This is a genomic window from Parabacteroides sp. AF39-10AC, from assembly GCF_003635405.1.
Classification (GTDB): domain Bacteria; phylum Bacteroidota; class Bacteroidia; order Bacteroidales; family Tannerellaceae; genus Parabacteroides; species Parabacteroides distasonis.
In genome coordinates this window covers 25,527-47,446 of the sequence record NZ_QTLP01000014.1, presented here as the reverse complement: position 1 = coordinate 47,446, position 21,920 = coordinate 25,527, and the positions used below count along the sequence as shown (strand labels likewise).

Here is a 21,920-nt window from a genome sequence, read left to right as displayed (position 1 = left end):
ATTCAAAACCTTTATCTGATTGTATTGCCAGTCATTGCAACGAACCTCATCTACAAAGCGCTATGGTATGCAATAATCAATTCTCATCTGTATAGTAATTATAAGAATGATATCCATATTTATAACCATAGTGTCCACCCCCCATGTCAGTCCCGTTAAGAACAAGCGACATGTTTTTATATGTATTTTTACGATAGATTTTTTCCAGTTCCGGCAACATGGCGCGATCCAGAAAACCTGCCCGAACTATAAAAATAGTGTAGTCGGCATATTGTCCAATGATCTGAGAATCCGCCATGATGTTGACAGGGGGACAATCAATGAAAATATAATCGTACCGAGTACGCACCTCCGCCAGCAGTTGTCCAAAACGGGCGTTGAGAAGTAATTCGGTCGGGTTCGGCGGAATGGTACCTACCGGAAGGACATGTAGATTATCGGACAAAAACCGTTTCCCATTCTCATCAGTGTATTCTGAGTCAGCATCCAGTTCTATTTTCGAAATGAAAAGTTTCTCGATGTCATTGAATTCACCAGCCAGATAATCACTCAACCCTTTTTTGTGAAAGTGAATAAACTTGGATATGGCATTCCTACGCAAATCGCCATCAATAATCAAGACTTTACTTCCTTTGACAGCCAGACTAATTGCGGTATTTATTGTAAGAAATGTTTTTCCAGAACCTTGAACGAAAGAAGTCAGTATAATTATTCTTGATTTTTGTTCCTTATTCACAATAAATTCCAGATTAGTCCGCAATACACGGAAAGCCTCATTCATGATGTCGCGTTTTCCATTCTCAACAAGTATGGCTGGAGAGTCCCAATCTGTTTTCTTTCCGTGAAAGTAATTTTTTCTTCTCTTTTTGGAATTCCACTGCGGAATTTCTCCGAGGAACGGTAAGGAAAGTTCCACCACATCCTTTTTATCACGTACTTTCGTATCTAAACTCTTCTTGATGAGAAGAATGGTTGCTGGTATCAATAAAGAGAGGACAAATGCGAACAGAACAATTTTTCTCTTTTGTGGCTCTACAGGAATATCATTTCCATAAGGAGGTGTTATGACACGTGTATTGTTGGTGATGAATGCCTGTGCCAGTTCGTTTTCCTCCCGCTTTTGAAGTAAAAACAGGTAGAGAGATTCCTTCACTTTCTGTTGCCGTTCAATAGATAGCAGGAACTTAGCTTGGCTTGGATTTGCCGCAAGATGTGCCGTAACCTGACTTTTGTCTTTTTGAAGGCTTCCTATCTGCATCTCAAGTTTGTGGTATTGGTTATCTATGGAAGCGATGATGGCTTTACGTAATTCAGCCAGAACTTCGTCCATATCCATAACCAGCGGATTCACTGTGCTACTATTGGCCATCAATCCATTACGTTGCAGTAATTTCCCATTATATTCCGATATTTGATTTTCGATACTCATATTCTCAATGCCGGAGTTGACAGGTAACAATTTCTCCTTGTTGGCATTGTCCAACAGATAATTCCGAACATAGCGAGTCATATATAATTGGTTGTTCAACGATAAGAGTTGTGCGTCAGCAGCACTGTTCTGTGATATGTATAAGTCAGAAGCTGCCTGTACATCCGGAAGCAAGTTCTCACTTTTATAAGAAGATATGTTTTCATCCACGCTTCCCAACTCACGTTCTATTATATTAATACGCTCGTTGATAAACATGGAGGTGGCCACCATTATCTGATTTTTGTCTTTCATCCAATTCTCGTTATAAACAGCTACTAACATGTTGAGTATTTCTTCTATTCTAGATATGCTGGTATCTTTGAAAATCAATTCCACAATAGAGCTTTTTTCATTGTACTGCGTGACGGTAAGTTTGTTGTTGAAATTTCTTATCGTAGATAACAGGGGATCTATCGTAACATGCAGGACATATTCGTTATCGGCCGTATATATGGGCGTAGGCTCAATGAGCAATCGTCCCAATGGAGATGCTATCGTATCAGAAAGAGTGGCACTGATGTCGGAAGGAAGTGAAATCGCATCCCCTTTCCAGATAAAATCTGATAACTTAACTTTGTTGCCTTGGAGGTGCATAGTAAACTCTCCGGACTCGTTACCCTGCCAATCGGGCATGGATACCAAGACGGGTAAGAAAGGACCATATAGTTCCTTACCATGAAACCTTCCCGGAATGGCATAATGAATGTATAGATTCAACCGCTTCACAACTTCGGTCATAATGGAAGGAGATTGCAGGGCAACTATTTCGTCCAAGACATTCGATTTAGGCTGGATGATACCTAAATCTTCAAAAGATTCGAAATTCGAGGGAAGCGATTTGCCTTGCATGTCACTTTGAATTTGTATCGTCATGGTACGACTAAAAACAGATGGGGATCTTAGTACATATACTACTCCCATACTAGTAATCAACAATATGGAAACCACAAACCATTTCCAATTTAAGATACAAAGAGAAATAAAATCTTTTATTCTAATAAAGTCTATTCTATCTTCTTTAGGAATTTCCATAAAATACGAATTATAAAAAGATTGATATTAATGAGGCAATAAGTGAGGTCACAGAAATCCAGAAAGATGTACTCCGAATCGTATTGCCATTGACCGTGGATTGATTGGCACGGACATTACCCGGTTCCACATAAACAATGTCATTCTGTTGCAAATAGTAAGCTGGGGATGAAAACAGATCCTCTGCGGAACATAAATTTACGCTATAAGAATACCGTGTGCCGCCATTCTCTCGTAATACAAATACTTTGTCCCGTTTGCCATAGATGGTCAAGTCTCCGGCCATACCGATAGCATCAAGCAGTGTGACCTTGTCCCGGTCTATGCTATAGCGCCCCGGCGTTTTCACTTCACCCAGAACCGAGATGCAAAGATTGGCGAACTCGACTGTTACCACAGGGTCTTTTAACAATTCGCGGGAAATCAACTCCTCTTTTATCAATGAGGCGATTTCTTTCCTTGTTTTTCCGTTTACATTTATTGCCCCCAATACCGGAAATTCTATATACCCCTCCAAATCAACCGTATATGAAAGAATACCGGAATTATTACTTGTCGTGCCAATAGCTTTAGCCGTGATTGCCAAATTGAATAATTCAGCCAACTGAGGTTCCCTGCTGTTTATCAGAATCGTTATCTTATCGCCGGGGAGCACTTTGATATAGTGGGGAGAGAGTGAAGTGAAAAGTTCACTCTCTCCGGGTTTCAAATCTTGAAAATAGGCTATTCTTTTACTTGAAGAACAAGAAGCTAAAAAGCACAAGAATGTCAATACAAGCAGGTACTTGTCTAATTTCCGGTAAAATACTTTCATAAAATCAATTGGGTTAAGGATTATCATTCCTTTTCGTTAGTTTCATTATCGTTTTCTCTGAAGAAACAGTTGTTATTATATACTCCCGTTTTTCGTTTTCGTTCGATTTCCCTTAGTAGCAATTCTGGCAGAGTAAATAGAATCATTCCACACCGCTTCAATTGCTTCTTGGGTTCTCTGAATATTCTGTACACGAACTCCAAGTGCCATTTGATGATCCACTTTGGAGCACGCCTTGCTTCCACGCCACTATAGAATTTAAAAACAGCCCCAACCGCAATCATGACCCCTCGTTTCAAATGGGGCTTTAATCTATCCATAAAATATTCTTGTTTAGGAGCTCCCAAAGCTATCCAAATAATATCAGCCTCGTCAGTTTCTATTTCTTTGGCTATGTTGGCATAATCAAATTCCTCTACCGACATATAAGGAAGTTCCAAGAAGGTCATATCAGCCACATCCGGGTTTTCTTTTGACAAATTGCTCTGCAACCCTCTCAATATGGCTCGTGATGTTCCCAAGAAGATCATCCTGTACTTCCTGCTATGAATGATGTCCATAAAGATTTGGCTTCCGCAATATTGCTCATAACGCTTTCCGTAAATCCAATGGATATACAACGGGACGTAACTGCTGTCACAAATGGAGAACATCCCACCATTGACTGTTCTCAGATAGTCAGACTTCCTGTTCGCTGTGCCCAACACTACACCATCTACTACACAGATATAGTCAGAACCTAATTTTTCCAGCTGCCGTGCTATAGAAGTATGAACCCGTTGTTTGTCAAACTCGTAGTGGATATTAAAGAATGTATTCATAATAACATAATGAATAGGTTTATTGTACAATCAATAAGTAAACTTAATCAGTCAGAAGAAATTATTTTTTTAATATTTCCTCATAATGCCTTACTAACTTTTTTGCTTTTGCTTCCCATGTTAGCTCTTGTCTCTTTTCTAACATTCTGGTTGATATGTCATTCAAGACAGCTCGGTTTTGATATAATAGTGAAAGTTCATGAGCAAAATCTTGAACTGATTTATAAGGATTAGATAATTCAACTGTAATACCTGCAAAATCTTTTACTATAGGACCAAAACCGCAAGTGTTAAAACACAGTATCGGCAATCCTACCGTTATGGCTTCAAGCACCACCGTGGATGTAGCTTCCATGATTGAAGTAAAAAACATCAAATCAGATGAAGCCATCATCTTCAGAATTTTATCATGAGACACATTCCCATGCCAGTGGCATTTCGAGGCTATTCCACAAATTTCGGCCATACGTTTCATTTCATTCACGGCATCATCGTTCCCTGTACCACAAATATGCAGTTCCACATTCCGCTGATTCATGGCTGTTATTGATTTAATCGCTATTGGAAGTTGTTTGCGAAAGTCAAATTTTCCTATCCATATAATTTTAAAAGGCTCGTCAGATTTACTTGTTTTTCTCCGAAAAGTAGAATTGGAGTCAATTCCAGTTTCATTGATTAGTAAACTGTTTTTCTGATAGTGATTCGATAGGATATCACTGACACTTTTTACAGCGGAAATTAATATATCCGCTTTTTGAATGGCTGCATGAACCCTTGACGAATATAAGTATTGATATTGGTTAATTATATTTTTAAGATAATTAAACAACCTCTGCTTCATTGGAACTCCTAGCAGATATTCCATTGGCATCAATTCCATCCCTCCGATGGGTCCCCAAACAAAAGGAACTTCTTTGATCTTCCACAAATAACCTGGTTCACGAAATCCAATCATATTCAGTTGATGAAGAATATCTATTCGGTTATTTTTTATAATTTGTTTCGCTATTTTCAACGTTTGTTTTTGCCAGTTCCGATAATACCAGTAAAACCTCCAGTCACCTTGGTTCCAACACATCTTTCTCACTTTAGTGGGAAGTGGATTGTAATAAAAATGAAGATGATCCTTTTGAGAAAGTGACATCATAGCCTCCTCTATGTTATCCCGAAATTCACCCTCAGTTATCACATACACATTGCAGTATCTGGCGATGTTGACAACCCAATTCCACCCCATTCCTTGTTCGCTGCCCCAATAAGGATTGACAGCATAGGCATTTACAAGAACATTTATCATTTTCGTTTAGTGCTCAAATTAGAGTATACACCAATGTATAGGCACTTTTATAGTACCTATCTAGTGTTATGTTAAAAATTAAACGTCAGATAATCCCAAGTCTACTTATCTTGTAACTTCACTGTACTGATTATACTATGATTGAGCCCTAATTTGACTACCAACCACTCATCTCACACTCAGCCAATCTTTGTGCATGACTCAGTGACAAACTTCTTATACCTTTATATATAGATATGTATTCCACCTCCGGATCTTCTTCTCCAAAGATAGAACGTAGATTGGCGATAGTTACCAGCATATCTTTTGCCGCACCCTCCAGTTGAAACCAATTTAAAGTTCCGGGGGGATCGAAAACTTGGGAAACATTATAATAATCATTAAGAGACATGGAGATATTTTGGGCATCATCCCAACCCTGTGTCGATTCGCAATAGTTACCTCCAATTTCCAAATCACTCTCTTCAACCTTAACTAGTACAACATTACTTGCCGAAGCCAACTGCATGATTTGACGAATCAAATCCTCATTATCTGTTTGGAACCGGATCTGTATGGTTACATCCGCAGTTCGAGAAGGACTATTGGCTCGCTGCCGGGTAAGACAGGCTTGTCGTAACCGAGCTTCCTCTGTTTTACGCTCAGCCTTTACATCACAATCGTCCAGCATTTTCCGCACATGGAAGGTCACGGAATGGGGCTTGGCTGTTTTTTCCATACAAGTGAAAGGCAGTAAAACCGTAATAAATTTTTCACTAACGGCCTTGACCGCATCTATGTCACACGACACGTACATCGCCCGAATGGCTTTTATCGCTAAATCGGCATTATGATTACATGTCTCCAACAATTTTATATATTTCTTCGCTTTCTCCATACCGTGGAAATGCCATGCCAACTCCAACACATTGTCCGGTTCTTCGGGATAATGACGGTGAAGTGATTTTTTATATTCTTCTTTATTCATTGTATATTATATGGAGAGAATTACCCCTTGATTGTTTTTGAAGTGTTTAGATATTTTTTGCAGATATTCCACGCTTTGTCACAAACTATATAGTTTCGCAATATCATCCGGATGTAAAAGCAATGAACAGTTTTCACCTAAAACTCTTTTTTAATATGAACAACACGAATTTCCGAATCCGCCCGTACTCCAAAAGGGAGTTGGCGAGGCTCTATTTTCCGGATACGGTCAACGAGGAATCTGCCATCGCAAACCTCCGCAACTTAATGAAGCATAACCCCCACCTGATCGCCGAATTGAAAGGAGCGTACTATAAGACTTATAACAAGACGTTTACACCTAGGCAAATAGGCATCATCGTACAGTATCTCGGTGAACCGTAAGCGGGGACTGAAGCCATTAGTTATTCACTTCCCGAGCCGCTAGTTATTCACTAGGTATAGCCGTTAGTTATTCACTTGACAAGCCATTAGTTATTCACTTCGGAAATGCCTTAAACGAAACAACCGGAATGAAACCGAAAGCATCGGAAAGTGAGGTTTTCGACTTCCTTACTTTTGTATCAGTCAATGACATTGATAAAAATAACAGAGTATTCACTATTAAAATTTTAACATTATGGCACAGCCTTTTTATGCTAGAAAAATCGATTTGAACATTGGCCCTCGTAAGGGAGAAACTGTTTACAGTGCTCAAGCTTATTATTATGGTACAATCACTACCAAGCAGGTGGCTACCCAGATCGCACAAGAGTCGGCCTTGACACCAGCCGACGTGATCGGGGTCATCGAACGTCTCGCTTATTTCTGCCAAACCCACATGGCGCTTGGTTACAAGATCAAGCTGGACGGATTGGGCATCTTCTACAACGAGTTGCTCACCGAGAAAAGCGTAAGCACACCCAAGGAGGTGACAGCCAAGCTGGTGAAAAGTATCCGACCGGCGTTTAACGCCGAGTATACGATCCTTAACGGGACGTTCCGTTATGCGCTCCTGCCCGAGAAAACCAATTTGGTGAGAATCGACTTTAAGGGTGGGGTACCTATCGTAACTCCCGAGGAAGGGGATTCCGAAAGCCCCGGTGAGATCTGATTTTCATAAACTATACATTATTTACCTCAAAATTTGAACAGACATGAGCAAATCAAGTAAAATCGATTGGAAGAAAATAGTCCAAGCTATCGTACAGGCTATTATCGCAGCCTTAACGGCATTAGGTGTATCTTCCTGTGTTTCTCACTTCTAAATTCTAGTGACAATGACGCAAGAAACATTTCCCATGATTGTCGGCGGAGAAGAGACGCTCAACGAGCGTACCCTGCTGACGCAAGTGGAAAGCGGATTAATGATGAATGGGGCGGACTCTGTCCGCTTCATCGTCATACATTGTTCCGCTACCCAAAGTGACCGTGACTATACGGTGGAACAGCTTCTCCGTGACCATAAGGTACGGGGATTCCGTACCATCGGCTATCATTTCTATATCCGCAGGAGTGGAATCGTGACACAGCATCGCCGACTGCTGGAAGTAGGTGCCCATGTCCGTGGACTCAATCGTTGCAGCATAGGTATTTGTTATGAAGGCGGATTGGATGAAAGCGGCAAAACCGCCGATACCCGTACCCCGGAACAGAAGGAGCAATTGAGGGAACTCCTGTGGAAACTCCACACGCTCTTTCCTCATGCGCTTATCGTGGGGCATCGTGACTTGCCCGGCGTAAAGAAAGCTTGTCCCTGCTTCTCGTGCGATGAATATCGTTACTTGTTCCATTAACTATCCCGGGAAATGTGTCGCTATGATGCCTTGCAACATTCGAGAGACATTTCCCGATATTCTTTTCTTCATAACACTTTCTTTCCAAAGCTTAAGGCTATGAATATCAGTTCCACAGAGTTGATAATAGCCGTTTTTCAGTAGCCACTCCTCCTTACCTCGAACCTCCGGACCATATGCACCAATCAAGGAAAGGAGATTCAATTGGAACCTCACGTTCATACCTTTCAATCGCCAATAATCTTTCTCATTCATATAGGTATATCGTTCGGGATGCGCCAGTACAGGTATATAGCCTTTTGCCTTGATCCGAAGCAGAATATTATTTAATCCCATCGGAGGATTAAAATAGGAAGTCTCCACTAGCAAATGTTTTTGAGCCTTGCCAATCGGCAACAAGTCTTCCGAGGCCAGTCGCTCCTCAAATAAGTTATCCAACATGTATTCCGCAGCTAAATGGAGAGCTATACCTCCGGAATAATATTGAAGAAGAAGCTGGAAACGTTCTCTCAATTTCTCGCTCGTGTTGGGAATGTCTTCCATGACATGGGGAGTAAGCCAAATAGATTTAACTCCTAGTTTCTCCAAACAATCCAACGTATCCAAAGATTCACCCAACGTCTGTATACCATCATCCACCCCGGGTAATATATGTGAATGGTAATCAGTAAATCCCTCCAAAATACCGCTTCCCACAAGACTGGTCTGCTTTTTGAAAAACCACATCCTATTTATTCCTCTTTCGTATATCCAGCGTAGCCGTAATGGTAGCCATATTTGTAGCCATAACGGTTACGAATAATGAGAACTCTTATTGATATAAAATTAATTGATTTCATTGATGCTACTTTTTTCCTTGTAAAGGATGATACACCGGTTGATGATAAGATGTATCAATGCCCACAACAACATATTTAGTACCAATAACCAAGTAAGATTTAAAACCGGGGACAGCAGGATATTCATCCCTATGAAAAAGAAGGAGATTAACAGGACCGTCACCAATACCGTACGGACACGCATACCAGTCCGCAACAACTTATGATGGATGTGATTCTTATCCGGTAAGAAGGGATTCCTGCCTTTACGTAATCGATGCAACACCACACGGAAGACATCAAGAAGAGGAACCAAGAGCGTCGAGAATGCTATAACCATATAAGGGTTTGTCCGGACCTCCCCATCTGAATGTACGACACTTAGTTGTATTACCAAGAAGCTGAGGATATAACCGATCGTCAAGCTTCCTGTATCCCCCATGAAAAGTTTGTGCCCACGCTGAGCGTTGCCAAAAACGTTATAGAACCAGAAAGGTATCAATATACCTAACGTAGCTAACGCCAACAATGCATAAAAATAAGATCCGTTAGATATACAGATAGCCGCCAATACGGTAAGCGCGATACAACTCAAGCCGGAAGCCAAGCCGTCTATACCGTCAATCAGGTTAATAGCGTTGGTTATATAAACGACTATCAAAACCGTCAAAGGAATACCCACCCACGAAGGAAGCATATAAATTCCGAACAAACCGCCTAACGAGTTAATCCATGCCCCCGGCAACACCAATAGGATCGCCGTAAAAACCTGAACAACAAATTTGTAACGATAACCGACACCCACCAGATCATCTGCCACACCAATGAGATAAAGTAGCATACAACCACTGACCCAAAACAGTAACTCCAACAAACTTCGATCGGTTAGCAAACGAGCTATCGGAATCCCAACGCAATGGAACAGACCGATTATCAAACAGAGCGACACGAGTATCGCCGGGAAGAAAGAGATACCTCCCAAGCGGGGAACAGGTATGGAATGCACCTTACGCTCGTCGGGCTGATCAAACAATCGTTTCTTATAGGAGATCAACAAGATATTGGGGATAAGTATCAATCCCTGTAAAATGGATATCAAAAAACCACCTGATAAAAAAAGACCGGTCTCTATTATCGTTCTCATATTTTTTGAATAAAGCTTTGTGGGATATAGGAGGTCGCTACGGCACAGACCCCCTGAATGGCGACAACCAAACGGCTGTTTTTCTTGATCCTGCAGATATATCCTTCCGCCCCCTTGAATTTCCCGTCAATCACTCTCACACGTTCTCCCCGACAAAACTTGGTACTGTCAGCCCCCAAATATTCCATTCCTTTCTCGCCGGATGACGTGACCAACATGAAAATATTCATCTCCCGGTCCGGAATGATAAGTGGCACCTTTTTCAATTCCTTATCTCTTGTATACAGGATCACCTTGTCCGTGAATTGCCTCTGTATCTCCATCGCACGCAATGTCGTAGAATGAAAGAACAGGATTGAACTGATAATTGGTTTACGTATGATCTTTCTTACTCCATTCCGCATGACCACCGCATACTCACAAGGGAAATAGCAATCGATATCATCCTTCTTGAGGGATTCCTCGATCTCAAAAACTTTGTTATAAAATACTTTTAGCGCAAACCAATGGTTGCCGTCAAGTGTTATTGTTTTCAATGAATTATACCGTTTTTATTCATGTACAAAGAGGATATACCTTCCATTCCTGTATTTCCTTATTTTTTGATTAAAGGATATACAGCAATCAAGGTTAATCCGGCTATTTTTATATAAAATTCCGAAATGAGGACCATTCCTGACTACAGTGAATGGGAAACCCTAACCCTATATTTCTACCGTTTCTTGGTAAGAAACAGTACAAATAGTTATTTATCTTATTATCAAATATATAATATATATATAAACTACTTTTTTACTCGGTTTACTCAATTTGATACTCGAAAAAAGATAAGGTTGTTGTCGAAAAAAGTATACACTCTCATTTTCCAGACCAGACAAAGAATAATAGAGAAGAAAACAATTAACGTATTTATATACGCTATTTGTTAACGAGTTACATCAACAGAGGATACAATTTATATCCAAAAATCCCCCCTTTATTTTTTTGTTTTGCAGATTATAATTACATTTGCGACGTATTTCTAAGATTTCTTACCAAGAGACAGTAGAATTTAGATCTTTTAAAATCCCATTATTCGCATTGTCTATCAACGAGTTATCCAAAGAGTCCAAATAAATAAGAGTTGTTTTCTCGGAGGTATGTCCCATTCCTGCGCTGATAACCGCAACAGGGATATTATGATTGCGTGCAGCGGTAGCCCAACTATGGCGGGGAGTGTATGAAGATAGAGGCAATGTCTCACCGATTAACTTCCCCAATCGCTTTAATTTCTGATTATGGTAATTCAATCCCGTTTGGTATTGCAAATAAGCCCGATCCGGATTTTCATCGGTAATGATTGGAAATACATAGGGAGTTTTCGAAGAGTCCGATAGATATCGTCTCAAGATCGCCTCTATACAAGGTTCAATACGCAACGTCAGGTTTTGACCGGTCTTATGGCGACAGTAAGTAATTACCCCTTTACCTATATTTTCTTTTTTCAAATAAGCCATATCCACAAACGCCATCCCTCGAGTACTATAGCTGAATACAAACAAATCCCGGGAGAGAGCCAAAGCCGATGAATAAGACAGGTCAAGTCTCTGCAATTTCAAAATGGTCTTTTCACTAACGGCACGTTTCGATGTCTTGGCGATCCCGGTATATACCTCATGAAAAGGAAAAGCTTGCTCCACAAGTTGCTCTTGTACAGCTTTATTATAAGCGGCACGCAAGATTCTCATATAAAATGAGCTACTATTCTTACTCACTCTCCTTCCCCATAGCCATTTCTCATATTTGCAAGCCGTATCGGAGTCTAATGCGGTGAGAGGTATATCACAATTCTCTAAAAAAGAGGAAAAGCTGTTCAATGTTCGTAAATAATTACGGGAAGTACTGAATTGACCGCTATCATGAAGGAGTCCAATCTCTTTTCTCAAATAGTCCAACATTCCGGTTTCAGTTTTTGGAGATCGAAATCTCCCGATCACATCGGACAAGGTGTATTCATTCCCTACAGCATCTAATTCCCGAATGATTTTCCGGATCGCAGCTAAGTCCGCATTTATTCGTTTCTGATAAGAAAAAATAGTTTTTTCATTGTCAGGCGTAACAACCAACTCTCGTTTCTCCCCATTCCACCAATGAGGAAATATCCGCATATCGGTAGTTATTTGCCTATTCTCCTGTCTGTGACAAAGTTGGTAACAGACAACACCCGCTTTGCCTCTCACCGTCGATGGACGAAACTTTACTTTTATTGTAGCCATACTTTTTTAAGCCAATTTTACACTAGCCAACCCGAAATGTCAATAGGTAGACAATAATAATTATCATAGAAAATCTATCATAATGTCCTCATTCAGGAGCTATTTAAAACATATGACTCACCCAAAAAGTTGTTTATAGGAGATATCTATCAGATTTTGCTAAAAAGATTGAATTTATGAAAAGAATAGTCTGCAACTAACACTTAATTATTTCGACGATATTCGGTTGGAGTGACCCCATAGCTTTGTTTAAAAGCCGTACTAAAATAACGAGCGCTGGAAAAACCGACACGGTCCGCTACTTCCTGAATACTGATATCCTTATGAGATGAAAGCAACCGAGAAGCCTCGACCATACGAAACCGAATCACATAATCACCAACCGAGACATCCGACAAATGACTGAACTTGCTATAAAGCGTCGTTCTACTCATCGCCATCGCAGAGGCGATAAAAGGCACATTCAAATCCGGATTACTCAAGTTCTCCCGAAGCAACGTATTCAATTTACACATGAATTGTTCGTCCGCATTGCTTGTCGCATCCTCTTTTGGAGAGAATAGACAACCGGACTCACGATAACGCACACGAAGTAGGTCTCGCTGTCTCAATATATTCCGTAGAATCACCAACAAGGAATCTATATCAAACGGCTTCGCCAAATAGATATCCGCCCCTGATTTATACCCCTCTACCGAACTTGCTTGATCCACCCTAGCGGTCAATAGAACCACAGGAATATGGCTAACCGCTACGTCGTTCTTGATTCGGTAACACAGCTCAAAACCATCAGTCCGAGGCATCATGACATCACTGATTACAATATCCGGCTGACATTGCCCCAAGATTTCCCAAGCCTCTTCCCCGTCTCCGGCTACAAAAACCTCCTTAAACTCTGCCTGCAAGACACCGAGTAAGTAGTTACGCAGCTCTATCTCATCTTCAACCACCAACAATGTATATTTAGCAAGCTCCGTATCTACCTGTACCCCGCACACATCTGTTTCCGGCTTGTCAGTGCCCTTCACGCTTAAATCGATAACGCTATCCGGTTCCGCGGCAACAAACGCTTGCGTGAAAGGAAGGTCGAAATAGAAAGTGGCACCTCCATCCTCATTATTGTAAGCACCTATACTTCCGCCATGCAACTCTATTAGTTTCCGGGCATAAGCCAACCCGATCCCACTCCCTTTACGGTCGTGTTCACCTTGGTAAAAACAGGTAAAAAGACGGTTTATATCCACATGTCTCAATCCGATCCCCTGGTCCGCAAGGAAAACCCGCACATTCTTATCCATACGCTCCGTACCAATGACTAATGAGGTATCCGGATCGCTGAATTTCATCGCATTTATCAATAAATTAGATAAAACGACACGGCATTTGGAAGTATCAAAGGGTACTTTCTCTACTGAAGCATCCAACTGGAACCGCACAGAAATCCTACGGGCTTCGAATTCCATGATAAAATCATCCGTTACCGATCGTATCCAATCGTTAAGATCGTAAAAACGAATATCCATAACATCGCCGTTCGTATCAGACTTCTGGGCATCGAGCACCATATCGACGATCTCCCGCATCCGGCAAGTTTGCAACAACAAACCATCCAATTGCCGGGATACATCTTTATCCGTCACCTTTCCGGATTTCAGCAAACGTTTGAGCGGAGCATAGATCAAAGTAAGCGGCGTACGTAATTCATGGCTGATGTTCACCATGAAACGGACTTTTTCCTCATAAAACTTTCGTTCATGTTCTTTCATGGCCCAAGCAAGTTTCCTTTCTTTGCGTCGCATGACAGACCAGATCATCCCTCCAATTGCCGCAAACACAATCACCCCCATCGCGATCAGGAACCAAGCGCGTCTCCACAAAGGAGGCTCCACATCTACTGTCAATAATCTCAAAGGAACACTCCAGTCTCCATTCTTCTTGCTATAGGAAACCCATAATTCATAGTTGCCCGGAGAAAGTGCCGGAAATGTAAATGCATGGCTTGAAGTCTCCAACAACTCCTCACGGTCTCCCTTGATGTAAAAACGGAATAATTTCTTCCGCATCAAATCCTTCTCTTTCACGATAACACTTAACCCAAAAGAAACATAATCCCACGGAATGGAAATAGCCTGTTCCCCGGATATACCATCGGGATGAATCGGAGCCCCATCTAAAGCCAAATTAATCATGCTTACAGAAAAATCCTCTTCCTCATGAATGTCATAGTCGGGCCGTATCCTAACCAGCCCTTCCACCCCAGAAATATAAATATTACCGGAAGAAGCCTCAAAAGCAGGTTCCGGAAGAAACTCACGTGTAAAGACACCGTCAGATTCCCCAAAAACGATTACACGCTTCTCTTCCGGTACATACGCATACAACCCTTCATGAGTACTTATCCAAAGGCGATCAGAACGATCAAACGCAAGAGACGTTACCCCAATAAAACGATCCTGATCAACCGTGTCCAATCTTTCCGAGAGACGGTCATAAACATATAGACCGGAAGATGTCCCCAACCAAAAACGGTTATCTTTATCTTGTTTTACCGCAAGTATCGTACCGATATCCTCATTCCTCACAAATAACGGACGTAGTTGCTTATGCGGGATATCCAACACATACAAAGCTGCGGAAGAACTTATGTAACAAGAATCGCCTTGTATGAAACGGGGTGCAAGCAAACTTTGCGGTAACAGATCTTCCGGTAAAGGCTCAAATTGTTGTTTCCGCCGATTATACACAGACAAATGATTATCGGATAAAAGACAAAAACAGTCCTCGTCTAAAGGAAATAAACGAATCGAATTACCTCGTAAGAATAAATCCTTTCGCACATGCCCCCAATTTAACAAAAACTCCCGGCATTCTCCTGTATTTTTATTAAAATGATAAAGCCCTACACCAAACAAAGATAACAACAATTCCGAATCGCTATACGGCATGATAGACACCACCTTCATCCCCGCAGTCTGAGGATATTTCCGGAAAGTCTCTTTTTGCGGATCAAACAAATCAAGACCTCCCCCATCCGTTCCTATCCAGATTTTCCCATCACGATCTTCATACATGGAAGTGACCGACTGAAAACTCAAACCGTAAGAAGCCCCGGGAGGAGCATCCCGATAAGTCGTCATAAAAACAGGTTTGATGCCGATCAATCCTCCCCTGATACTGCCCGCCCAAACATTATCCTCATCATCGATATACAGACAGGCGAAAGAATTTACCGGCAACGAATGGCGATCGCCCGGAAGATGCATAATCGCTCTTACGGTCTTATTTTTGTAATTATATATATTGATACCACCTCCGTCCGTCGCCAGCCAAAGTTCGCCATCTTTCTCGCACATATCTTGCACGATATTATGAGTCAATCTCTCCGGGGTTTCCAAATGCTCCTGCAATCTCCCCTCTCGATCATAACAAAAAACACCTTTATTATAGATAGCCACCCATATTCTCTTGAATGAATCTATATACATGGAGGGGATATTCCCTTTGGGGATAAACGACACACGTTCCATATCTCCGGTGTCTAGCGAATACCACCAAAGCCCTTTTTCCAGAAAAGACAGTATGACCTTCCTCTCTTTTTCGTCATACAAATAAACATAATTAGGCGAAAATTCAAACGGACTTTCCTTGAACTTACACCGGATCATTTTCTTTTCCGCATAGGAATAACAAAAAACACCTTGCTTCCCTAAAAAATAGATTCCTTCCGGCATGAGGAGGCTACAAGCAGCGACCAAAGGTTGACCGTCTATTTCCTGACGTACAAATTTTCGAGTACCACGATCGAAATATGCCAATCCGCGACTAGTTCCTACCCAAACATTCCCCTCCGCATCTTCCTCCAAAAAAACTATATCATTATAAGGAAGAGAATGCGGGTTCTCCCTCTCCTCCTGATAAACGGTAATCTTTTCCCTATCGAAACGATTCAACCCAAACCGGGTACCAATCCACATAACACCTCTTTCATCTACCAGTACACATTTTACGGAAGACTGCGATAATCCGTTTTCCAAAGAAATTTGTTTAAAATAATACTTAGGAGCTGCATAAAGAGACTCCGCTAAACACACAAAAAACAGCAATAGATATAATTGTAAAAACCTCCAAAATACTCGCATAGTTGTATATCACCCATTGTTCGGCAAAAATACTAAATCGTCCGAAATATAAGGCTTGCAGAGTATAAAAAAACGTTTTTTGAATTTTCACGGACGATTTTGGACCCAAGAAAATATCCTTAAAGCATAGATTTGCAGCAAGTGAAAAATTAAACAAAAAAGCATATCATTAAAAATTATTCTTATGTTACGTACAACAGGTATATATTTTATTATTTTGGTTATGATACTTGTAAAATGTTTCCTTCCGGACGAAAAACCGGAGATCATTCCTTTCCCCTTGCAAAGTGTATCAGACAAAGGTGATTTCACCTTCAATAAGGCAACTCTCATCAGTGTAGAAAATGAAAAACAGGCTATGATCGCTCGGGAGTTGACCGATCTGTTCACGCTTTCCGCCGGATTCACCCCAGAAATAAAAATACAAGACAAACGAGCCAATATCATATTCCGCACAGACAGAGAACTAGCGGCCGAACATTATAAACTGAATATAGCCCCCTCTTGTATTCTAATAAAAGCATCTGGACAAAAAGGTTTCTTTTACGCAATGCAAACCTTACGTTTTCTGCTTCCTCCAGCAATAAACAACCAAACTCAGGTAGAGAATATTCAATGGAACGTACCGGGAATGACCATACTAGATGGCCCCCGATACAGCAATCGGACCGTGGCAATACACACACCTTTCACTCTCATCTCGAAGGATAATCTCAAAGAATTGATCGATCACCTAGCCATGTTAAAAATAAACAGACTTCATTTCACACAAGAAGTTCATGATACGACACCTGAAGGACAGCAAAAAATGAAGGATATGAACCTGTATGCTAAATCCAAGAAGATCACGATCTCAAACGGAACAACACACACCCATGATATCATATCGTATCTCCCGTTCCAAGCAGAGCAACTTATCTGGAAAGCAAATATCTCCGATTGCGATGAGGATAAAAAAAGGTTATTCCAATATTTAGCACCCATCGCAGAAAGAAGCTGGTCTGGTAATTTGTTAGCCCATCGCCTCACGCAAGATATCGATCAAGATAGGCTTCAATCCGCTTACGAAACATTCCACGGCGATCACCATCAGTATCAATCCCATCAAACGCATCATCACGTTATTTCCAGTCTCTCCCAATATACGTACCAGCCGGGTAGAAGCTTGCAAGATCAAGAATGTGATAAAATAGACCAATGCGATTATTCCGATCAACGTACCCTTTAAGGTGAATGTCGAAGCGTCATCCATAAGCATGATAGCGTTGGCGATCGCTCCCGGACCGCACAACATCGGGATCGCCAGAGGAGTAATGGATATATCATCCGCATAGGTTTTCACCTCTTCCTCTTTCAACTTCGCATTGGAGTAGCGTGCTTGAAGCATATCAAAACCGATCTTGAAGATAATAAAGCCGCCAGCTATGCGAAAGCCGTTCGAAGAGATACCAAAGAACTTAAACAGGAACTGACCGGAGAAAGTAAAAACCATCAAGGTGATGAACGACACGATCGTGGCCCTTCGGACAATCGCTTTCCGCTCATGGTCATTCATACCATTGGTCATGGTCAAGAAAACCGGCATCGTACCGAGTGGATTGGTCAACGTAAAAAACGAAGTGAAACATAATAGGGCGAAAGGTAACAAGTCTTCCATATCAATAATTTTTTAATTGGCTAATGTGCCAATATGCCAATTAGTTGAAGAGAGAATGATTGGCACATTGGTACATAACATATTATCACATTATTTACTCATCCCAGACCAAATAGGCTGAGACCAACCAATGATTCAGCTTATTCCCATCCACTTCTGCCGCTTCCGGAATACTCACCGTCAGCGTATGATGGCCGGGTTGGATATCTTTCAACGCTACCTCTTCCGGTATCACATCCGATCCGGGACACCAATTAGAGCGGGAAAGATCCGAAGACGCCAAGGGTTCCTCTACTTCTTTCTCCGAATATCCCTTCTCGGTGATATAGGAAGCCAGACGCTTTCTCAACCAAACCCCGGTAGCCGGATTAAAACGACGGAAAGAAGCGCAGTCCGTACGCCAAGGAACAAAATCCAAGACTGGAACTCCATCAACGGAAACAATATTCTGTTTTTCCACGAACTCATCCCCGCCGGAATGACCGCCATGTCCCGTAACGATATATTTCAGACGGACATCACGTGCGCCTTGAGGAATATCAAAATCCAATGACACGTCCTTCCGGGCGAATATATCCGGATATTCCTGCCCGATATAATAAACCGTATTCATCAACGGCTCTACATGTTTCTTCGGCAAAGCGTCGCAAGTCAGATCGGACTCATCCACATCAATCGTCATGCTTGCGACGTATCCTTCCGGTGTCCATGTATCGATAAAGATTCCAACATAAGCACCACCTTCCAAAAGAGGATACAAATCGGTTATGTCTTGCTCCCAGCTTACGCTATCTTCCCAATGGTCGACATACACCGGTTTACGATGTTTCGTCAAGCTATCCTCGGGACTACTGTAATGCCCTACTCCGAACGGAGTCATGAAACGCATCAATTCCACGGTAGGTTGATAATCCGTCCCGGGGATGATACCGATCATCTTCTCCAGTTTCACGCTATCCACCGCAGGAAACTCCTTCTCGCCTTTAGCGATATTCAACAAATTAATGCCCGAGGCATTTGGCAATACAAAACAAGAGCCGGATTTATCCCAGCGATCTCCATTCGAAGCTACCGTAACCCGGAGTTTGACGGAAACGTTTCGCTTATATTCCGGCAATGTTACCTTCTTCAAGATAATACGGCCATTCACCAAATGATAGATACTGTCCGGTCCCGGAGCGTTAAAAGCGGCGGGATATACATCCGGAGCGAAACGTATGCGGGTATCATTAAATACCTGTACGGAATAATCTCCCATTGACGGTAATTCTTTATGCCCGCAAGAAGCGGTACATAGAAAAACTCCCGTCAAGGAGACAAATAAAACCAATTTTTTAATCATTTTGTCTAGAATTTAGTAAGCTCCTTAATAAGCTGCTTTTGTCCGGCAGTCTTATCGGCGTGCGTACAAGGACCGGTCACACAACCGCCCTCGCAAGCCATCACTTCTATAAACTGCGCGGGAGCCTTTCCGGTTTTAGCGTAAGCGCGTAATAATGCCACATTTTTCTTTGTCAGGTTGGCTACCTGCACGGCATTTACGTTCTCGTCCTTCAAATAAACCTTAACGGCGTTGATCACACCACCACTTTGGGCGAAGCCATGCGCCTCACGGACAGCGTTAAATAATACGGAGAAAGGCTGGGCCTCCTCGATCTTGATACCCAATCCCTCCAATACGGAACCTACTTCCTCAAACGTAAGTGTAAAATCCACGCACGGATCTAGTTTCACCTCTTTTCGTTTCGCCACGCACGGGCCAACAAACACGATCTTCGCATCCGGATATTTTTCCTTCACGATACGGGCCGTATAATACATCGGAGATCCGGTAGAAGAGATGTATTTCTTTAAATCCGGGATATGTTTCTCGGCCAATTGCACGTAAGACGGACAGCAACTAGTGGTCATGAACGGTTGTCCTTCTTTCAATTTCTCGATCAATTCTTCCGCCTCATGGCGGGTGGTTTCCATAGCGCCTTGCGCCACCTCGACCACTTCCTCGAATCCCAAGGACTTGATAGCGCCATACACTTTTTCCTTCGGAGCGCTAAACTGAGCTAAGATAGACGGAGCGACAATCGCTACCATCTGTTCCTTATTCCGCAAGCGTTGCAAGATATCGAATACTTGCGAGATCTCGAAGATAGCACCGAACGGACAAGCATTCACACATTTACCGCAATATATACATTTAGACTCGTCGATATGCTCCACCCCATACTCGTCCTTGCTGATCGCCTTAACTGGACAAACTTCCTCGCAAGGGATCGGGATATAAACGATGGCATGGTACGGACAGCTTTGGTGGCATTTACCACAGCTGATACAAGTTTCATGATCAATCTCGGCCTGACCATTTTTCTTGAATCGGATAGCGTCCTTCGGGCAGTTCATATAACAACTACGAGCCACGCACCCCCGGCAAAGATTCGTGATCTCATAATTCACGGAGACACAAGAGGAACACGCCTCATCCACTACACACATGATATTTTCCTTCTTATTCTCCGAGCGGAACAAGGCACGCTTCGCATACTCTGAAAGCGGTGTCAACTCATCTTCCTCGTCCTGCATATCAAAACCAAGCAAAGGCAAGGTTTTGTATTTCCAGACGGCACGTTCCTTATGTACACAGCAACGGCCCCTCACTTTCGATTTTCGGGGACTCAACTCGATCGGCAAGCGATCAATTTCTTCTAGAAGACGGTTTTCTTTCCAGAGCTTTACTAACTTCGCCAGCAATCCGTGACGAACAATCATTACGTTGTTGGTAAATGCCATAATGTTATCGTATTTGTGCTTTTAGTATATCGTATATCGCATCACTTCTTTACAAACGCGAAGGTAAATAAAAGTTTCTAAACAGAAAGAAAGCTTTCTTTAAGAATTATCGAGGCACTATGAATATCTCCGCCAAACGGAGGATTTAATTTAGACAAGACAAGTTCCACCTCCGTGATCTGTGGAAATCTCTCTTTCAAAGCCTTCAAGATACGCCCCGCCGCGTGCTCGAGAAGTCTCGAGGGGATAGCCATTTCTGCTTTCACGGTTTCATATACTGTGGCGTAATTGATCGTATCGCTTAAATCATCGCTCCATACCGCGTTCTCCAACGGAGCTGTCAGTATCAAATCTACGATAAAAGTATTCCCAACCCGGGTCTCTTGGGGTGCCACGCCATGATAGGCATAGAATGTCATCCTTCGTAATTCAATCTTTGTTGTCATAATCTTTTAATTTATCTGTAAATGTATAGAAAGTAAACCTTCCTGCAAAAAAATAGTCTTATATTTGTCAACCAAGTAACAACACATTATGATGGGAATAAAACAAAAAGATGAAAATTCCGCAGGCGGATTACACAACGCCTTGGCTGCGGGGACAACGATAAAGGGTAATATTATCACAGAGACAGACTTTCGCTTGGATGGAAAAGTAGAGGGAGATATCAGTTGCAACGGCAAGATCGTTATCGGCCCCAAAGGTAGCGTAACAGGCAATATCGTATCCGAGAATGCTGAGATTCTCGGTGAGGTAGATGGCTCCGTAAAAGTAAGCGCAAAGCTTATTCTAAAATCAACAGCAATTATCAAGGGAGATATATATACCCAATCCCTAGAGATCGAACCAAACGCACGGTTCAACGGAGCCTGCTCGATGTGTTCCGAGAAAAAGAAAGCGGACAAATAGACTGAGGGCCGCACTTTTCGATACGGCCCTTAGTCTTT

At 42.0% G+C, this 21,920-nt stretch carries 19 protein-coding genes and 1 pseudogene; 6 read left to right on the top strand and 14 right to left on the bottom strand.

Annotated elements, in window-relative coordinates; genetic code table 11:
• Window positions 1-76: 76 nt before the first annotated feature.
• From DW033_RS13695 to DW033_RS13675, 5 genes are all read right to left on the bottom strand, one after another.
• Window positions 77-2,503: a tyrosine-protein kinase family protein gene (locus DW033_RS13695; RefSeq protein ID WP_009018606.1), complete on the bottom strand. Its 2,427-nt coding sequence runs from the start codon at window positions 2,501-2,503 to the stop codon at window positions 77-79.
• A gap of 10 nt (window positions 2,504-2,513) precedes the next feature.
• The gene (locus DW033_RS13690; RefSeq protein ID WP_005865524.1) at window positions 2,514-3,317 is read right to left on the bottom strand and encodes a polysaccharide biosynthesis/export family protein; all 804 of its coding nucleotides are present in this window, start codon (window positions 3,315-3,317) and stop codon (window positions 2,514-2,516) included.
• A 23-nt stretch (window positions 3,318-3,340) separates the two neighbouring features.
• Window positions 3,341-4,138: a WecB/TagA/CpsF family glycosyltransferase gene (locus tag DW033_RS13685; protein ID WP_005865522.1), complete on the bottom strand. Its 798-nt coding sequence runs from the start codon at window positions 4,136-4,138 to the stop codon at window positions 3,341-3,343.
• Between the two features lie 61 nt (window positions 4,139-4,199).
• Entirely contained in the window at window positions 4,200-5,435 is a 1,236-nt protein-coding gene (locus tag DW033_RS13680; RefSeq protein WP_005865520.1) for a glycosyltransferase family 4 protein, read from the bottom strand.
• A gap of 157 nt (window positions 5,436-5,592) precedes the next feature.
• The gene (locus tag DW033_RS13675) at window positions 5,593-6,402 is read right to left on the bottom strand and encodes a hypothetical protein (protein WP_122382838.1); all 810 of its coding nucleotides are present in this window, start codon (window positions 6,400-6,402) and stop codon (window positions 5,593-5,595) included.
• Between the two features lie 122 nt (window positions 6,403-6,524).
• On the opposite strand from DW033_RS13675, the gene DW033_RS13670 reads away from it, so the two are divergent.
• The 4 genes from DW033_RS13670 (at window position 6,525) to DW033_RS13660 (ending at window position 8,176) form a co-directional block, all read left to right on the top strand.
• The gene (locus DW033_RS13670; RefSeq protein WP_009018605.1) at window positions 6,525-6,785 is read left to right on the top strand and encodes a DUF4248 domain-containing protein; all 261 of its coding nucleotides are present in this window, start codon (window positions 6,525-6,527) and stop codon (window positions 6,783-6,785) included.
• A gap of 235 nt (window positions 6,786-7,020) precedes the next feature.
• The gene (locus DW033_RS13665) at window positions 7,021-7,494 is read left to right on the top strand and encodes an HU family DNA-binding protein (protein WP_005865514.1); all 474 of its coding nucleotides are present in this window, start codon (window positions 7,021-7,023) and stop codon (window positions 7,492-7,494) included.
• A 43-nt stretch (window positions 7,495-7,537) separates the two neighbouring features.
• Entirely contained in the window at window positions 7,538-7,648 is a 111-nt protein-coding gene (locus DW033_RS24520) for a smalltalk protein (RefSeq protein ID WP_005865512.1), read from the top strand.
• A 12-nt stretch (window positions 7,649-7,660) separates the two neighbouring features.
• Window positions 7,661-8,176 (top strand): N-acetylmuramoyl-L-alanine amidase, encoded by a 516-nt coding sequence (locus tag DW033_RS13660; RefSeq protein WP_005865510.1) that lies wholly within the window; start codon window positions 7,661-7,663, stop codon window positions 8,174-8,176.
• On the opposite strand, the gene DW033_RS13655 is transcribed toward DW033_RS13660, so the two are convergent.
• The 5 genes from DW033_RS13655 to DW033_RS13630 all read right to left on the bottom strand — a co-directional run bounded on the left by DW033_RS13655 (window position 8,177) and on the right by DW033_RS13630 (window position 16,532).
• On the bottom strand, window positions 8,177-8,902 hold the full coding sequence (locus DW033_RS13655) for a tyrosine-protein phosphatase (protein WP_005865508.1): 726 nt from the start codon (window positions 8,900-8,902) through the stop codon (window positions 8,177-8,179).
• Window positions 8,903-9,001: 99 nt separating this feature from the next.
• Window positions 9,002-10,138, bottom strand: a complete 1,137-nt coding sequence (locus tag DW033_RS13650; protein ID WP_005865505.1) for an MraY family glycosyltransferase — start codon at window positions 10,136-10,138, stop codon at window positions 9,002-9,004.
• The gene (locus DW033_RS13645; protein WP_005865503.1) at window positions 10,135-10,674 is read right to left on the bottom strand and encodes a UpxY family transcription antiterminator; all 540 of its coding nucleotides are present in this window, start codon (window positions 10,672-10,674) and stop codon (window positions 10,135-10,137) included. The genes DW033_RS13650 and DW033_RS13645 overlap by 4 nt, the downstream gene beginning before the upstream one ends.
• 495 nt (window positions 10,675-11,169) lie before the next feature.
• A complete protein-coding gene (locus tag DW033_RS13635) occupies window positions 11,170-12,393 on the bottom strand; it encodes a site-specific integrase (protein WP_005865498.1) in 1,224 nt (407 codons plus the stop codon).
• Window positions 12,394-12,596: 203 nt separating this feature from the next.
• A complete protein-coding gene (locus DW033_RS13630; protein ID WP_122382837.1) occupies window positions 12,597-16,532 on the bottom strand; it encodes a two-component regulator propeller domain-containing protein in 3,936 nt (1,311 codons plus the stop codon).
• A gap of 184 nt (window positions 16,533-16,716) precedes the next feature.
• Between DW033_RS13630 and DW033_RS13625 the strand changes: the two are divergent.
• Window positions 16,717-17,118, top strand: a pseudogene (locus DW033_RS13625) (glycoside hydrolase family 20 zincin-like fold domain-containing protein); the annotation flags it as partial.
• A gap of 426 nt (window positions 17,119-17,544) precedes the next feature.
• Here the strand turns inward: DW033_RS13625 and DW033_RS13615 are convergent.
• The 4 genes from DW033_RS13615 to folB form a co-directional block, all read right to left on the bottom strand.
• Window positions 17,545-18,189 carry a MarC family protein gene (locus DW033_RS13615; protein WP_005865493.1) on the bottom strand — a complete coding sequence of 215 codons (645 nt, stop codon included), beginning with the start codon at window positions 18,187-18,189 and terminating at the stop codon, window positions 17,545-17,547.
• A gap of 94 nt (window positions 18,190-18,283) precedes the next feature.
• On the bottom strand, window positions 18,284-19,531 hold the full coding sequence (locus DW033_RS13610; protein ID WP_121961114.1) for a PNGase F N-terminal domain-containing protein: 1,248 nt from the start codon (window positions 19,529-19,531) through the stop codon (window positions 18,284-18,286).
• 5 nt (window positions 19,532-19,536) lie between these two features.
• Window positions 19,537-20,973 (bottom strand): monomeric [FeFe] hydrogenase, encoded by a 1,437-nt coding sequence (locus DW033_RS13605; protein ID WP_005855092.1) that lies wholly within the window; start codon window positions 20,971-20,973, stop codon window positions 19,537-19,539.
• Between the two features lie 77 nt (window positions 20,974-21,050).
• Window positions 21,051-21,419 carry a dihydroneopterin aldolase gene (gene folB, locus DW033_RS13600; RefSeq protein ID WP_005855090.1) on the bottom strand — a complete coding sequence of 123 codons (369 nt, stop codon included), beginning with the start codon at window positions 21,417-21,419 and terminating at the stop codon, window positions 21,051-21,053.
• Between the two features lie 91 nt (window positions 21,420-21,510).
• Between folB and DW033_RS13595 the strand changes: the two genes are divergently transcribed.
• Entirely contained in the window at window positions 21,511-21,882 is a 372-nt protein-coding gene (locus DW033_RS13595; RefSeq protein ID WP_005855088.1) for a polymer-forming cytoskeletal protein, read from the top strand.
• Window positions 21,883-21,920 lie beyond the last annotated feature (38 nt).

Excerpts from the sequence above, each read along its gene's own strand:
- DW033_RS13615 (WP_005865493.1), bottom strand. The coding sequence starts at position 18,189 with ATGGAAGACTTGTTACCTTTCGCCCTATTATGTTTCACTTCGTTTTTT.
- DW033_RS13610 (WP_121961114.1), bottom strand. The coding sequence starts at position 19,531 with ATGATTAAAAAATTGGTTTTATTTGTCTCCTTGACGGGAGTTTTTCTA.
- DW033_RS13650 (WP_005865505.1), bottom strand. The coding sequence starts at position 10,138 with ATGAGAACGATAATAGAGACCGGTCTTTTTTTATCAGGTGGTTTTTTG.
- DW033_RS13660 (WP_005865510.1), top strand. The coding sequence starts at position 7,661 with ATGACGCAAGAAACATTTCCCATGATTGTCGGCGGAGAAGAGACGCTC.
- DW033_RS13635 (WP_005865498.1), bottom strand. The coding sequence starts at position 12,393 with ATGGCTACAATAAAAGTAAAGTTTCGTCCATCGACGGTGAGAGGCAAA.
- DW033_RS13680 (WP_005865520.1), bottom strand. The coding sequence starts at position 5,435 with ATGATAAATGTTCTTGTAAATGCCTATGCTGTCAATCCTTATTGGGGC.
- DW033_RS13670 (WP_009018605.1), top strand. The coding sequence starts at position 6,525 with ATGAACAGTTTTCACCTAAAACTCTTTTTTAATATGAACAACACGAAT.
- DW033_RS13655 (WP_005865508.1), bottom strand. The coding sequence starts at position 8,902 with ATGTGGTTTTTCAAAAAGCAGACCAGTCTTGTGGGAAGCGGTATTTTG.
- DW033_RS24520 (WP_005865512.1), top strand. The coding sequence starts at position 7,538 with ATGAGCAAATCAAGTAAAATCGATTGGAAGAAAATAGTCCAAGCTATC.
- DW033_RS13665 (WP_005865514.1), top strand. The coding sequence starts at position 7,021 with ATGGCACAGCCTTTTTATGCTAGAAAAATCGATTTGAACATTGGCCCT.
- folB (WP_005855090.1), bottom strand. The coding sequence starts at position 21,419 with ATGACAACAAAGATTGAATTACGAAGGATGACATTCTATGCCTATCAT.
- DW033_RS13595 (WP_005855088.1), top strand. The coding sequence starts at position 21,511 with ATGGGAATAAAACAAAAAGATGAAAATTCCGCAGGCGGATTACACAAC.
- DW033_RS13690 (WP_005865524.1), bottom strand. The coding sequence starts at position 3,317 with ATGAAAGTATTTTACCGGAAATTAGACAAGTACCTGCTTGTATTGACA.
- DW033_RS13630 (WP_122382837.1), bottom strand. The coding sequence starts at position 16,532 with ATGCGAGTATTTTGGAGGTTTTTACAATTATATCTATTGCTGTTTTTT.
- DW033_RS13675 (WP_122382838.1), bottom strand. The coding sequence starts at position 6,402 with ATGAATAAAGAAGAATATAAAAAATCACTTCACCGTCATTATCCCGAA.
- DW033_RS13685 (WP_005865522.1), bottom strand. The coding sequence starts at position 4,138 with ATGAATACATTCTTTAATATCCACTACGAGTTTGACAAACAACGGGTT.
- DW033_RS13605 (WP_005855092.1), bottom strand. The coding sequence starts at position 20,973 with ATGGCATTTACCAACAACGTAATGATTGTTCGTCACGGATTGCTGGCG.
- DW033_RS13695 (WP_009018606.1), bottom strand. The coding sequence starts at position 2,503 with ATGGAAATTCCTAAAGAAGATAGAATAGACTTTATTAGAATAAAAGAT.